The organism is Pseudophaeobacter profundi (genome assembly GCF_029697505.1).
Lineage (GTDB): Bacteria > Pseudomonadota > Alphaproteobacteria > Rhodobacterales > Rhodobacteraceae > Pseudophaeobacter > Pseudophaeobacter profundi.
In genome coordinates this window covers 1-12,862 of record NZ_JARJEF010000018.1, presented here as the reverse complement: position 1 = coordinate 12,862, position 12,862 = coordinate 1, and the positions used below count along the sequence as shown (strand labels likewise).

General features: G+C 62.0%; 18 protein-coding genes. 2 read left to right on the top strand and 16 right to left on the bottom strand.

All coding sequences use genetic code 11. The features are described 5' to 3' along the window. Positions 1 to 211: 211 nt before the first annotated feature. Genes P2081_RS18930 through P2081_RS18860 form a run of 15 tightly spaced genes read right to left on the bottom strand, consistent with a single transcriptional unit; the run spans position 212 to position 11,707 of the window. Positions 212 to 1,288 carry a TrbL/VirB6 family protein gene (locus P2081_RS18930; RefSeq protein WP_278924357.1) on the bottom strand — a complete coding sequence of 359 codons (1,077 nt, stop codon included), beginning with the start codon at positions 1,286 to 1,288 and terminating at the stop codon, positions 212 to 214. Between the two features lie 12 nt (positions 1,289 to 1,300). Then, positions 1,301 to 1,714, bottom strand: a complete 414-nt coding sequence (locus P2081_RS18925; RefSeq protein ID WP_278924356.1) for a hypothetical protein — start codon at positions 1,712 to 1,714, stop codon at positions 1,301 to 1,303. Beyond that, the gene (locus tag P2081_RS18920) at positions 1,711 to 1,905 is read right to left on the bottom strand and encodes a DUF4177 domain-containing protein (protein ID WP_012187154.1); all 195 of its coding nucleotides are present in this window, start codon (positions 1,903 to 1,905) and stop codon (positions 1,711 to 1,713) included. The genes P2081_RS18925 and P2081_RS18920 overlap by 4 nt, the downstream gene beginning before the upstream one ends. Beyond that, entirely contained in the window at positions 1,902 to 2,888 is a 987-nt protein-coding gene (locus P2081_RS18915) for an ATPase, T2SS/T4P/T4SS family (protein WP_278924355.1), read from the bottom strand. Before P2081_RS18915 ends, P2081_RS18920 begins: the two co-directional genes overlap by 4 nt. Positions 2,889 to 2,892: 4 nt before the next feature. After that, positions 2,893 to 4,272, bottom strand: a complete 1,380-nt coding sequence (locus P2081_RS18910) for a TraB/TrbI/VirB10 family type IV secretion system protein (protein WP_278924354.1) — start codon at positions 4,270 to 4,272, stop codon at positions 2,893 to 2,895. Next, the gene (locus P2081_RS18905; protein WP_278924353.1) at positions 4,269 to 4,964 is read right to left on the bottom strand and encodes a TrbG/VirB9 family P-type conjugative transfer protein; all 696 of its coding nucleotides are present in this window, start codon (positions 4,962 to 4,964) and stop codon (positions 4,269 to 4,271) included. Before P2081_RS18905 ends, P2081_RS18910 begins: the two co-directional genes overlap by 4 nt. A gap of 2 nt (positions 4,965 to 4,966) precedes the next feature. Beyond that, positions 4,967 to 5,620: a VirB8 family type IV secretion system protein gene (locus P2081_RS18900; protein ID WP_278924352.1), complete on the bottom strand. Its 654-nt coding sequence runs from the start codon at positions 5,618 to 5,620 to the stop codon at positions 4,967 to 4,969. A gap of 17 nt (positions 5,621 to 5,637) precedes the next feature. Beyond that, entirely contained in the window at positions 5,638 to 6,447 is an 810-nt protein-coding gene (locus P2081_RS18895) for a type IV secretion system protein (RefSeq protein ID WP_278924391.1), read from the bottom strand. Then, complete coding sequence (locus P2081_RS18890; RefSeq protein ID WP_278924351.1) at positions 6,447 to 7,601, bottom strand: lytic transglycosylase domain-containing protein; 1,155 nt, start codon at positions 7,599 to 7,601, stop codon at positions 6,447 to 6,449. Before P2081_RS18890 ends, P2081_RS18895 begins: the two co-directional genes overlap by 1 nt. Then, positions 7,591 to 7,758 carry a hypothetical protein gene (locus tag P2081_RS18885; RefSeq protein WP_278924350.1) on the bottom strand — a complete coding sequence of 56 codons (168 nt, stop codon included), beginning with the start codon at positions 7,756 to 7,758 and terminating at the stop codon, positions 7,591 to 7,593. The genes P2081_RS18890 and P2081_RS18885 overlap by 11 nt, the downstream gene beginning before the upstream one ends. Continuing rightward, the gene (locus P2081_RS18880) at positions 7,755 to 10,130 is read right to left on the bottom strand and encodes a VirB4 family type IV secretion/conjugal transfer ATPase (RefSeq protein ID WP_278924349.1); all 2,376 of its coding nucleotides are present in this window, start codon (positions 10,128 to 10,130) and stop codon (positions 7,755 to 7,757) included. Before P2081_RS18880 ends, P2081_RS18885 begins: the two co-directional genes overlap by 4 nt. Next, a complete protein-coding gene (locus P2081_RS18875) occupies positions 10,120 to 10,398 on the bottom strand; it encodes a VirB3 family type IV secretion system protein (protein WP_040104433.1) in 279 nt (92 codons plus the stop codon). The genes P2081_RS18880 and P2081_RS18875 overlap by 11 nt, the downstream gene beginning before the upstream one ends. Beyond that, on the bottom strand, positions 10,391 to 10,684 hold the full coding sequence (locus tag P2081_RS18870; protein ID WP_024099341.1) for a TrbC/VirB2 family protein: 294 nt from the start codon (positions 10,682 to 10,684) through the stop codon (positions 10,391 to 10,393). The genes P2081_RS18875 and P2081_RS18870 overlap by 8 nt, the downstream gene beginning before the upstream one ends. Further along, the gene (locus tag P2081_RS18865) at positions 10,681 to 11,295 is read right to left on the bottom strand and encodes a lytic transglycosylase domain-containing protein (RefSeq protein ID WP_024099342.1); all 615 of its coding nucleotides are present in this window, start codon (positions 11,293 to 11,295) and stop codon (positions 10,681 to 10,683) included. The genes P2081_RS18870 and P2081_RS18865 overlap by 4 nt, the downstream gene beginning before the upstream one ends. 43 nt (positions 11,296 to 11,338) lie before the next feature. After that, complete coding sequence (locus tag P2081_RS18860; RefSeq protein WP_024099343.1) at positions 11,339 to 11,707, bottom strand: hypothetical protein; 369 nt, start codon at positions 11,705 to 11,707, stop codon at positions 11,339 to 11,341. Positions 11,708 to 11,917: 210 nt separating this feature from the next. On the opposite strand from P2081_RS18860, the gene P2081_RS18855 reads away from it, so the two are divergent. Both P2081_RS18855 and P2081_RS18850 read left to right on the top strand, forming a co-directional pair. Further along, positions 11,918 to 12,169 (top strand): hypothetical protein, encoded by a 252-nt coding sequence (locus P2081_RS18855; protein ID WP_040104423.1) that lies wholly within the window; start codon positions 11,918 to 11,920, stop codon positions 12,167 to 12,169. Between the two features lie 124 nt (positions 12,170 to 12,293). Continuing rightward, positions 12,294 to 12,551: a helix-turn-helix domain-containing protein gene (locus tag P2081_RS18850; RefSeq protein WP_024099345.1), complete on the top strand. Its 258-nt coding sequence runs from the start codon at positions 12,294 to 12,296 to the stop codon at positions 12,549 to 12,551. A gap of 71 nt (positions 12,552 to 12,622) precedes the next feature. Here P2081_RS18850 and P2081_RS18845 read toward each other — a convergent pair. Next, positions 12,623 to 12,862: hypothetical protein (locus tag P2081_RS18845; protein ID WP_278924348.1), on the bottom strand; the 240-nt coding region annotated here is incomplete at its 5' end.

Sequence of the window (12,862 nt, the reverse complement as noted above, 5' to 3'; positions counted from 1 at the left end):
GGCTCATGCGGTGAATGAAGAGAACCGAGCCGAGCGTGAAGTCGACGACGATAGCCTCAGTAAGGTCCCAGATGATGGTGAGGAAGAAAGTGATGCCGAGGACTGTCGCCTCGCCCCTGCCTGAGCAGACAACGATACCGAAAACCGCGCCGCCTGATGACGCGCTTCACCCAAATTCAATCATAGCTCCAGGCTGAACTCATTAGACCCGTCACCGTCGCCCAAGCCGTCCCAGTCTCGCCAGCTGCGCTAGCATTTTTGACCCTGAGTCTGCAGACCCTGTGCCGCCCGCGGAACCCGTCTGCCCCATGCCTTGCCTTGCAGGCATCTGCTGCACGCCAAAGAACTGCCGCGCCCTGAGGGCTGCGTATTCTGCGCCGCTCGCACCGCCGATCAGATAGCGGTTGTAGGCTTGCTGGCTGCCCATCGCTGCGCGAGCGAAGCTGTATCCGCCACCAAGGCCGCCGGAGAGGGCAGGCATCATGATGTTGCCGGAGATCGCACGGACGATGAAGGGCGTGGCGATAATGAAGCCCTTGGCCATGAGCACCATCATGAAGAAGGGGATGAGCGCGCCGATGTTTGATGCCCCTTCGGGATCGCCTAGTTCACCGATGAGCGCGGAGGAAACGCCTGTGATCGTTGCGAACACGCCTGCGACGACGATGGGGTACAGCGCAAAGGAAATCAGCGCGGACAGCCAGCGCGCGAAATAATCCTTGGTGACCTCGAAGAGGGTCAGGAAAATCATCACCGGGGCGATTCCGATCAGAAGCGCGATCATCAGTCGGGAGGCCACGAGGATGAAGGCGGCCAGCCCTCCGAGGATCGAGAGCAGAAGCACACCGACGATGTCGAGCATGGCGCCGGCCATCCAGTTCAGCTCGGACCCGGCAGCGTTCAGATAGTCGCCCAGCTCCGCGATCAGCCGGTCGAATTCTTCAGCGAAAGTTCCAGAGGGCCCCGGACTGCCGCCGCCGACGGAGGCCACCAGCGCGCCCGCGATACTGTCGATCCCATACAGAATGGCAGACGAAAACGCGTTGAACTGCATCCAATTGGTCGCGAATATCCCGATGAGCCCGATCTTGACCGCGAGCCAGAAGGCTGTGTGCCCATCCATGGCCCGATATTGATAGATCATGTTGATGCCGACGAGGATCACCACCAGCGTTGTCCCCAAAACCAGGAGCGTGCCGACCGTTGCCGCAACCGCACCAAACTGGGTCTCAGCGGCGGTGTCGAGATAGGCTTGGGAGGTTTCAACGAAATAGGTGACGACACTCATCGCGGGGCTGCCTTACCAATTACCTGCGGCGTCGCAGATGGCCTTGGCGGCAGTTCGGGCGGCGTTGGCGCGGCGGTTGTAGCCATCCGAGGCTTCGAGCATTTCCCATCGTTCGTCGCTCGCGTAGCTCTCCCGAAACACGGCCTCGGCAGCGTCCCAGGACGGGAACCGGGTCGTGCAGTCGCAGTTGCCGATCTCGACGACCCGCTCGAGATTCTGGGCGCGATAGATGTCCTGAACCAGAACCCGCTGATAGGCTTGGCGCAGGGGGATCTCCTGCATCCAGACGGGCTCGGCGGGCCGGTCCGGGCAGACGGTGAACCTGCGCTCGAGGGTCGGCACCAGGTTGCGCTCGGCGAAAGTGGGGGCGGCCGTCAGTCCCAGGACCAGCGCCGCCAGCACAAGGGTACAGCGCGCTTGCCTCATGCCGTGGCTCCAGCGGGTGTGGTTTCGCGCTTTAGGAAAACGGTGTGCCCGATATTGGCGAATTCCGAAGTGCTGATCGACACCACCTCCCACCCGTCTGCGCCCTTCTCGTTCAGGCTGGCCTGCATGTCGGAGAGGCTGGTCTTACGGGTCATGGGAAAGGACAGGATATTGTATTCAAAGGTCTTCATGGGGAAATTCCAATCTCAGTTGCGCCGGGCAGGTAGAATTCGGTGATGCCGCGTTTGCCGTCATGGCGACCGGCCTGGATGATCACATCGATGGAATTTTCGATGTACTGGATCATGTCGGCATAGGTCATCGGTATCTCGGTTTTGAGCGCGGCGATCGCGAGCCGCTGCACGGCCAGTTGCGGGGTTTCGGCATGCAGCGTGGTCATCGAGCCGCCATGGCCGGTGTTGATGGCTTCCAGAAAGGTCATGGCCTCCTTGCCGCGCACCTCGCCGAGGATAATCCGGTCGGGGCGCATGCGCAGGGTTGCCGTGAGCAACACATCGGCGGATTGGAATTCCGCATCGCGATTGGCGATGAGGGTCACGGCATTTGGCTGGATCGGCAGAAGCTCGGCCGCTTCTTCGATGGTGACGATGCGTTCCTCGGCCGGTACGTGAGAGAGGATCTTGCGCGCGGCGACGGTCTTGCCGGTGGAGGTGCCACCCGAGACGATCATGTTGAGTTTGTTCTCGACGCAGAAGGCGAGCGCATCATCGATCAAACCCGCGGCCACCACGGCACGTAAGGCGCGCTTTTTTTCGACGCGTAGGTCTTCGAGCTTGCGCTCTTTTCCGTAGAGGAAATCGAGCGCAATGCCCTCGAGTGGCAGGCTTGAGAAGAACCGCAGGCTGATCGACATGGCCGAGAGCACGGCGGGCGGGGTGATGACCTGTGCGCGGATCGGGCGCCCCTTGTAGGTGATCGAAACCGACACGATGGGGCGGTCCTTGCTCATCGTGGTATTGGCCGATGAGGCGATCTGGTTGCCGAGGTCCCTGACCTGAACGCCGGTCAGCCTCTGGTCCAGCGCGCGCATGAAGTGATCGCCCTGGAATTCGCCCCAGCAGGTGCCGTCAGGGTTGATGCAGATCTCGATGACATCGTCGCGAGCGGCGGCGTCGATCCGGTCGAGCGAGGTTTCGAGATAGCTCAGCGACATGGGCTCAGAATATCTCCAGATCGCGGTCGACCATGACCGTGACGCGCGCGCCCTGGTCGACATAGATGACGGGGCCGATGGAGAGGTAATCGCCTATGACGCTGTCCGTGGCATCTGCCAGATCATCGCCAACGTCTTCGAGAACGTCGGCGGCAGTCTCATCCTGGACCTCTGAGGCGGCGGCACTTGGTGCCGCGGAAATCAGCGAGATCAGGGCGGCCGACCCGAAACGCTCGGCGAAGCGTGTGTCCACGAAACCCGTGACGCCAGAACGGCCCAGTTCATCACCCCCGAATGAACTGATCTGGACGGTCTGGTTGTCGGGCAGGATGATCCGGTCCCAGGCAATCGTGACGCGGCGCTGCGCGATATCGACGCCGGCGCGGTAGCGCCCGATGAGGCGGGATCCGCGGGGGATCAAGAGGCGCGCGCCATCGACGCTGTAGACATCCTCGGAAACCACGGCACGGGTTTGGCCGGGCAGGGAGCTGTCGAGGGCAGTTTCCATGACGGCCTGGATCATGGTGCCCTGGATGACGGTGTTGGAGGGATTGGCGATCACCTCGGCCTGCGTCACGGTAGAGGGCAGCGCCCCGTTCAGCACGAAATCCGTCACCTCGCCAAAAGTGCGTTCGGTCAGAGCCGTTTCATTCGCTCCGGAGGCACCGCCAAAAGCGATGGTGGGAGAGGCGATGCGCCGCTCCTGGAAGGCGCGTTCCTCCGCGGCGCGGCGCTCCAGCTCGGCCATGCGCCGGGCTTCTTCCTCGCGGCGCAGTCGCTCTTCTTCGCGTGCGCGCAGCTCATCTTCCGTGGGGCCCACTGGCGCGGGTTGCGGTCGGCTGGCCTCGAGTTGGGCCAGTTCCAGATCCATGCGGAGTTGCTCAAGGCTGCGATCCCGCGCCGTCAGTTCGTCCTGAAATCGTTGCTGTGCGGCTTCCGAGGCGGCTTGCAGCGCCGCAATCTGAGCGGTCAGCGCGTCGATCGCCTCTGCGGCGGCGGTGTCTTCTTCGACGATCGGTTCAGGGGCGTTGCGCAACTCCTCAATCTGGGCCTGCAGGGCGGTGATCTGCGCCAGAAGCTCCGCGTTCGGCTCGACTGGATCGGGTCCGACAAACACAACCTCGGGCTCGGGCGGAGGCAAGGTCTCGATAGCGCCAAAGCCATCCCCTTCGTTTTGGAAGACGTCCGGGGTGGCCGTTGGCAAGGCTTCCTCTTCGTCGGGCTGTGAGAGGAGATAAAGCAGGGCACCACCTGCGCCGATGACGAGGACCACGATCAGCGCGAGAAGGGGCGACCGGCGCTGCGCCGCCGTGGGGGCGCGGGCACTGCCTTTCTCAAGGGCGGCGAGGCGCCTTTCCAGCTCGGTGTTCTCGGTATCGCTCATGAGGTGGCCTCCGCGGGCGGGATCGCCTCGATGCAGACCACCTCTTCGCCAAGTCGCAGGACCCATTGGCGGTTCACGCCGCTGACGCGGATCACGCCGTCTTCAGGAGTTTGCGTGTTGACCGTGCGCTCGCGGCCGCCCGCGTAGCGGAAGATCGCGGGCACAGGCGCGTTTCTTGGAAACGCGAAATACGTGAACGTCCCGTCATCCCAGATGCGGGTTGGCGTGAACTCGGTCCGCGCGCTGGCACCGTAGTTGTAGTTCGGCGCTTGGGCCGCGATGGCCCGGGTCGGGCGCGCAGCGTCGTCCGGATAGCGGAACTGCACCACGTAGAAGGTTGGGCTGCGGACCTCCTGGACGTTGAAGTAGTAGCTCCGGCGGTTCGTATAGACGGTCACATTGGTATGGACGCCACGCGCGACGGGCTTGATCGCGAAGGCCTGACCGCCGGGCACGCCGTCGATCTCGAAGCCTTCCGTGTCGCCAGCGATGATCGAACGGATGCTTTCGCCGATCCCGAACTCGATGGTGGTCACATGGGTGAGCGACACGCTGAGACGGTAGACCTGACCCTCCTGGTAGGTGGCCAAGCGCACCCGGCTGTCGTTGGGACCGCCACGCGGGATGGCTTCGGCAGAGGCGAGGCCGGGCAACAGGGCAATGACAAAAATAAGCGATCTTAGAAACAACAACGTCAGTTCTCCAATCTGTCGGAGCGGATGGAATATTCGAGGACGGTGAAGCCGAATGGATTGGTCCAGACCTCATCGATGGAGCGGCGGGTCTCCGGGCGGAACTCGAAGAGAAGCGTCGCAGTGAAGAGGCCGGTCTGGGTGCCGTTAATGGACGTCAGGCGCTTGCGCAGGCGGACCGTCGCGCGGTTGGTTCCGATCCGGTTGATGCTGAGGATTTCCACGTCGAGCCGAGCATTGGGGCCATAGACCGTCGGCGGGTAATTCTCGTTGGCGCTGTTCCAGATCTGGCGCAGCCCGCTCTCGGCGGCCCCGTCCGAGCGGCGCAGGACGCTGCGGATGCGCAGATCGTTGTCGAGCTGGTTGTAGACCTCCCGGTCGGTCACATAGCGGAACACCTCCGCCTCGATGATCGCCTGGTTGGCGGTGACGGATGTGGCCCCAACGGACGCCTCGGGCAGGGCAAAACCAGTAGCGGGATCATAGGGGACAACGACGGGGGGTGGGTCGACATCGAGGATCGCGACTGCTGCTGCGCTCAGACAGCCGATGATACCGAAGACAAGACCTGTCAGACCAAGGCGTTGCCAGAGTCGTTCGCGGCGCAGGGCACCGTAGACCAGTTCTTCCTCGATGATTTCTTGTTCAGTCGCCACCCGTCAGGCCCCCACGATCAGTCTGCCCGGACGTCTGGCAAGGTGAAATCCATGAAGCGCTGTTCTTCGGCGATGGTGGCGGCATCGATCACGCCGCCGGTGCCATCGCCCACGGTCTGGATGGCTTCGAGTTGCCACATGGCGACCAGCGCAATGGCGAGCTCCGCGGTCACGCGCGTGTTGAGATCGACGCTTTGCTTGAGCTCTTCCATGTCGTCGATGAGCCCGACAAGGCGGTCTACCCGCTCAAGCGATTGGCCAGCGTCCTCATAGCTGTTTTGGGCGGCGGCTGAGACGAGTGCGCCGGTTGTTGCCTGCGTGGCCACGCGGTTCGCGCCTGCATTGCCGCTCGTGGCCATTTCCGAGAGGGTGTCCTCGTCAAAACCGAGGTCGGCCAGCACCCGGTCCATCTGGGTTTCGATCTCGCCTGCGCCAGAACCGGACAGGCCGGAGAAATCCCCCGTCTTGATCGCCTCAATCGTCGCAAGGATGTCCCCGAACTCCTGGTCGAGCAGACCGTTCAACTCGTCTTCCATTTCCGTCCGGATGATTTCTGGAAGCTCGGCGAGGCGGGTGAGGGCCTCGTAGGTTCTTTGCAGCTCCGCGAGTTGGTCCGTGAGTGTGGCAAGCTGTTCGCGGAGCTGCGTCAGCTGCTCGTTTTGCAGAATCTCGTCCTCGATCATCTGCCGGAGCTGCTGGATGTTTTGCGCGATGTTCTGGGTATCGACGACGGGCACGCCTTGCGCTGCGGCAGGGGAGAGGGCTCCCAGATGCAGGCCAATTCCAAGCGTTGTGGCCAAGGCCGCTCTCAGAAACTTCCGTCTCATCATTCAATCTCCCTGATCGTAAAATCCATGAACGCGCCTTCGGCCATGCGGGCGCTGGCCTGGGCCAGCTCCTCGGCAGAAAGGACACGGGTGCGGGCTGCCTGAAGCCTTATGCGGGCGGAGACGAGGCGCACCAGTTCGGCGCGCGCATAGGTGTTGAGCGCGATGCTTTCCTGCACGTCCTCTGTATCGGAAATCCGCTCGACGATATCCGCAATACGCAGGGCGGCTTGGCGGATCGCGGCTGGTGAGTTGCTGCCATAAAAGGCCGCCCCATGACCCGTGAGTGAGAGGTTGGCATTGGCGAGAAGGGCCGGATCGATCGTGCCGAGCGCATCGATCCCGCCGATACGGGTCAGATAGAGATTGTAGCGTTCGGGGATCACCTGGACGTAGTGCTGGGTCTCGCGAAAGGGCGGAACGCCGCCATACTCGAAGACCCGGCCGGGTCCGGCGTTATAGGCCGCGAGGGCGTTGATGATGTTGCCATCGAATGTGTTGAGCTGGGTCGCGAGATAGCGCGCGCCGCCATGCACCTGAAGGTAGGGGCTGTCGTAATATTCCGGGTTGATGCCCAGATCGCTGGCCGTGCCCGGCATGATCTGGGTGAGACCATAGGCGCCGACGGGAGACCGTGCCCCAATCGTAAACCGGCTCTCCTGCCAGATCAGCGCTTGCAGCAGCGCGCGCCATTGGACGGGGGAAAGACCCGCGCGGCCAACACCCGCAAAGCCACTGGTCTCCTGAGCCACGCGGATGATGAGCTGCTCGATGGTCTCAGACGCATCCCCAAACATCTGTTCACCGCCGGGATTGGGATCGATCTCGCCCGTGCCATAGACCGCCTCGACTGACCGGGCCGGATCCCCGCTGCCGCTTTCCAGCCCCGAGACCATAGCTGGCAAGCCCTGACCGCCGAAGCTGGTCTGGGCATCAAGGATGCGTTGCAGGGTTTCCAGCTGCTCCCGTTCGATCTCGGCAATGAGTTCGCGCACGGCAAGCTTGTCCGACTGAACGGCCAAGTCAGCCTCGCGATCGCCGGTCTCGACGATGTCACGCGCGGTCAGCCCACTGTCATTGGTCGGCACGCCTTGGGCGAATCCGAGACCGGGCAGCAAGCAAAATGCGAGGATATGAGGCAGGCTAGACTTCAATGTCGCCCTCCGGCGCATCGAGAGGCGTGAAGGTGCAATCAGGCGCGACAGGGGCTGTCGAGGCTAGGAAGGTGAAGCAATTGGCCTGCGGTTCCTGGTACTGGGCGCAGGAGGCTAAAGCGCCGAGCGCAGCCAAAGCGACAAGAATACGGATCATGAAAGCCTCCAAAAATCTGGGCGGGTGCGGTAATCGGCGCCGACAAGCGCTTCGCCCTTTTCCATGCCACCAAGGATGGTGAGATTGGGCCCAAGGGCGCTCAGATCGGCATCGACGACGATTGAGCCCTGATCGTCGCGGATCAGTGCGAGGCGGCTGTTGCTGCCCGTGTTGAGAAGGACGTCGAGCTCCTTCTCCGTGAGGTTCAGCATGGCGTAATCCGCAGGCTGCGCGCGGATATTGGGGAGCAGGATCTGCGTCGGAACGGCTTCGACGATGGTCTTGCCGGTCCGGGTGCGCTCGAGCTGGCTCGCGTATTGCGTCATCATCACCGCGACGGTGTTCTGCTTGCGCGCGGTCACCAGCCAGTTCGACAGCCGTTCGGCGAAATACGCGTTATCGAGGGCCTTCCAGGCCTCGTCGATCACGATGATGGTGGGGCGGCGATCCTCGATCTCGCGTTCGACCCGCCGGAAGAGATAGGAAAGGACCGCCATCCGCTCCTTGTCGGCCTCGCTGTCGAGAATGCCAGTGAGATCGAAGCCAACGACATCGCCCTTGAGCGAGAACGTGTCCTCGAGGCTCTGCCCGAAGATCCAGCCATAGCGGCCGTCCTCGGTCCACTCGAGCAGTCGCTGGTGCAGATCGCCGCCATCATCGGTGGAGACGAACAGCGATGCGAAATCCCGCCAGTTCCGCAGGGCCGGGTTGGTGGCCTGGGCATTCTGGCGCACGACTTCCTGGATGCGGTTGGTCTGTGCCGGCGTCAGAGGCTTGTCGTCGCGGTAGAGCAAGGTCGTAAGCCAGTCCGAGAGCCAGGCGGTGCCGCGGGCATCGGTCTCTGTCCAGAGCGGGTTGAGACCCGTGGGCTGGCCGGCGTTCAGAGACGCGTAGCGCCCGCCATTGGCGCGCACCGCCATCTCCATGCCAAGACGGTAATCAAAGACGAAGATCCGCGCCCCTGCGCGACGGGCCTGGGTCATCAGAAAGGCTGACAGCACCGATTTGCCGGACCCGGGCCGCCCCATGATCAGGGTATGGCCGCTGGTCGGTTCTTTGTCAGGCGAGCCCTGCTCGTGATAGGAAAACCGGTAGGCGCTCTGCTCCGGCGTGGGCAAATATGTGACGACCCGGCCCCAGGGGGTAAGTGCTGCAGGTTTGCCGAGCTGTGTCCGGTGGAAGGCCGCAAAATCCGCGAAGTTGCGGTTGGTGACGGCGCTGGCGCGGACGCGCTTTGGCTGGTTGCCGGGGTGCTGGCTGAGGTAATGCGCCTTGGCCGCGACCCGCTCGCCAATCATCTTCACGCCTTCGGTTGCGGCGGCGTTCACGATCTCGGCGCTGAGGGTTTGCAGTTCTTCGAGCGTGTCGCAAAAGAGCGTCACGACCATGTGGTGTTCGCCGAAGCTTTGGCGCTTGGCCTCGAGATCATCGGCGGCGATATCGAGGGCTTCTAGGAGCGAGAGGGCCGCGTCCTGGCTGGCCTGCATCTGGCGCTTTTGCCGTTTGATGCGGCCCGCCATGAGGTTCGAATTGATCGGGGTGAAGGAATGCGTGACGATCATGTCGACCGGCAGGTTCAGCATGTCGAACATGGTGCAGGAGGTGCCTTCCGAGTATTCCCCGATGGTGAAACTTTTGCCGTAGCGATGGCCCACAACGCCTTCGGAAAGCTCGAAATGATCGCCATGAAACGTCACGCGGGTATTGGCGACGTTGAAGGACAAAAAGCCGTAGGTGTTTGCCGGGTAGAGCGGCAGCTCTGTTCCCGTGTTGAGCGCGCCCAGAAACCCCACCAATTCCCCCGATGCGGCTGACAGCAGGCGCGGCTTGAGCTCGGTGAGCCCCGAGAGGAAGACGTTCACGGCCTCGCCGAGGCGCTGCAGGCGCTTGCGGGTTTCCTCCTTCAACCGATCGGGCGCGCTGCGGCTGAGAAACGGCAGTAGGCTTTTGGGGGGCGGGCGGTGAATGACGGTGAGCGTCAGTGTTTTGTCGCGGAGCCCGCTGGTCTCGAGTTTTGCGCGCCAGCGCCGGTCCACCTCGCCCGCGAAGCTGTCCTCACGGATGGGGTCGAGATCAGGTTTGATGGCCTTGGAGACCTTGTGGACGTAATAGCTGAATTCCGGCCCAAGCTGCGCGATGATGCGGGCAAAAAGCGCTGTCACCTTGTCGAGATAGGCATCGTCCGTCGTGTAGCTGTTGATCCCCTCGAGCCGGATGCAGCGGAAGAGTTCATTCACCCGGGTCCGCACGGTCTGGTCGTCAACGAGGCTCACATAGGGCAGCATATGCGCGAGGCGGGTCTCGCGCGCATACCAATCCGGCGTCATTGTGCGGGGGTCGAGCGCAGCATCACGGGTGTCATCACGGGGCATAGCTGTCCCCGCCATGGATGCTGCGGTTTCGCGTGGGTGGCGTCTCCTGCAGCGCGGTCATCATCACGTCGATAAAACGCGGGTCCCAATCGGCGGCCTTCCAGAGCACGGGATAGAGCAGGGCGGCGAAACCCAGCACCGCGATGTGCTGGACCCAGACGAACAAGAGCACCGAACCGAAGAGCCAGACCATCGCGTACATGATGGGCAGGCCCAGAAGCTTCGGCGGGCGCACGAGGCCGAGGAAGAGAGGCGCGCGCTCAGCCACCGGCAAAGACCGCGGCAACGATGGTGGGGGCGGCGGCGACACCGGCGATCCCGACAAGCACCCAAAGCGCCTGGCGCAGATCGATGATGTTGAAGAACCAGCTCAAGAAAACGCCGAGGACCGCGAGTGTGGCGATGACCACACCAAGAGGTCCGGTCAGCGCATCGACAATGCCCTGCAACAGGCTTTGGATCGGGGAGAGATCGATGCTCTGTGCAAGTGCGGGCTCGGCAATGAGCAGGGATAGTGCCAGCGAGGCGACAAAGAGGTTTGAAATCTGTCTCATGAATTTGATCCTTCCAATCGGGCCACAACGGCCATGACGCGGGCCACGTGGTTCTGGGTTTCTCGGTAAGGGGGAATGCCACCGTGTTGGCGCACTGCTTCCGGCCCAGCGTTGTAGGCGGCAAGCGCCAGATGCGGATCGCCGAAGCTTTCCAGCATCATCGCGAGGTAGCGAGCGGAACCGTCGAGGTTCTGTTGTGGATCGCGCGGGTCGACGCCGAGGTCGCGCGCGGTGTCGGGCATAAGCTGACCAAGGCCAATGGCGCCCGCGTGTGAGATCGCATCCTGCCGGTAGGCGCTCTCAACCTCGATATTCGCCCGATAGAGAGCCAGCCAATCCGTCACGGAAAGCCCCGCGCGACGCAGGCCGGGATGGCCGGCATAGCGCAAGGCCGTGGTCTGAATCCCGGAGAGGACATCGGCGCGGGGCAGGGGAGTCGGGCGGGCAAGGGCCGCGACTTGGACGCCCTCTTGCTCGGCCTCTACCTCGCCGAAGATCGCGATCCCATCGGAGGCCGAACCCTGACCAATCCCGTCATTGTAGTTTCGAGCAAAGCTGCTTTGGGAGCGTGACGGGATCAGGGAGCCGTCGCTCTCCATGACCAGGACCATTTGAGCTGAGGCAGGTGCTGCGACCAGCCAGAGACAGACGAGGTTAGCTGCCAGCGTCCTTGTCTGATGGGGCTTTGTCTGGCGGCGCAAGTTTGTGCGTACGGCTTGTCCCCGCCTCAAGCGGCAGGTCGACATGCGCAAAACCAAGGCCAATGAAGAAAGACACCACGCCGGAGATCGTCTTGAACTCGCGGATCTTGATATCGTTGTAGGTCGTCCGCGTGCGGGCGGTGACCAGGAGCTTTTCCACCCCGTCATCAGAGACAACGCGCATGATCCAGACCCCGTAATAGCTGGGGCCTTTCTTATGTGCCGACTCCTGGCACAGGATTTCTGCGCTATAGCCGCTTTCCACGAGCTCGCGGAACCTGGCTTCCGTAACCACATTTGGTGCTTCGATGTCCCAGTTCATGGCCCGGCTCACGCTTTCTCCAATGGCGCGACCCCAGGCATTCCCACTTGAAGCCCAGAGTTACGATAGTATACTATCAACCGCAAGATGTAATATCGTGCTTTAGCTGTAGTTTGGTCACGCAAACACTAGTCACGGCCAGTGTCTGCGATCAAGGAGATAACAGGTTTGAGAAACCCAAGGTTGACATGCCTGCTCCCATTGCAAGCTATGATCCTTCTAATCTGCGTTCCCGGGCCGGTTTTGGCGGAATCCTGCTTCGCCCCGGCCCGTCCTTTCCTGCCAAGCGATTCGCAGGCGGCGCGGGACTATGCGGATATCATCCGCGGCGACTTCGAAGATTACATTCAGGATATCCAGAGCTACTTCCGTTGCCTCGACGGTGAACGGGCCCGCGCGTTCGAGGAAGCGAGGGAGGTCAGTGAGGACTACGGCCGATTTCTGCAATTGGTAGGGGATTGATGGGCAACCTCGGGAGCATCAGACTTGCAGCCCATGGAAACCAGACGCCGATAACACCCTCATATATCTACTTTTTAGATAACAGATTTCATCCGCTAGCGACGTCACAAAAGGTATGTGACGCGTGGCAAAGACAATCAGAAGCAAGGGACAGGTGGCACTCTGCCAGGCGTTGGTCGACGCGCGCATCAAAGCGGGCCTCGGTCAGGAGGACTTGGCGGTCAAGCTCAAGTGCCATCAATCCCTCGTGGCGCGCATTGAAAGCGGCCAGCGCCGGGTCGACGTCGTCGAACTGGTCGTCCTCGCCCGGGCCATCGGCTTTGACCCCTTCGATGTTCTGGCGATCGTTGAAGCAGCCACGGAGCCCGACCACCGGATTTGAAGCCAATGAATTGTTGAGAAAACAGGAACCCATTTCCCCGGTCTGATGATCATTTCCTCATCGAGGACCAGTTAGCCAGAATCAACGAAGTCCGGCGCACGGTCGTAGTGAACGCTCTGCAACCCCACGCCGCATTTCGCAGCGCCACAGTGCAGGAAGTCAGTAAAAAGTGAACGAAGATAAGGTCGAAGTGACCTGAGCCCCTGAATTTCCTCCAGTTTTGTGTAGAGTCCGCCCAACCGAAGGACGGACAAATGAAGACGAGATTCACGGACGAACAGATCATCCAAATGATCAAGGAGCAGGAAGCT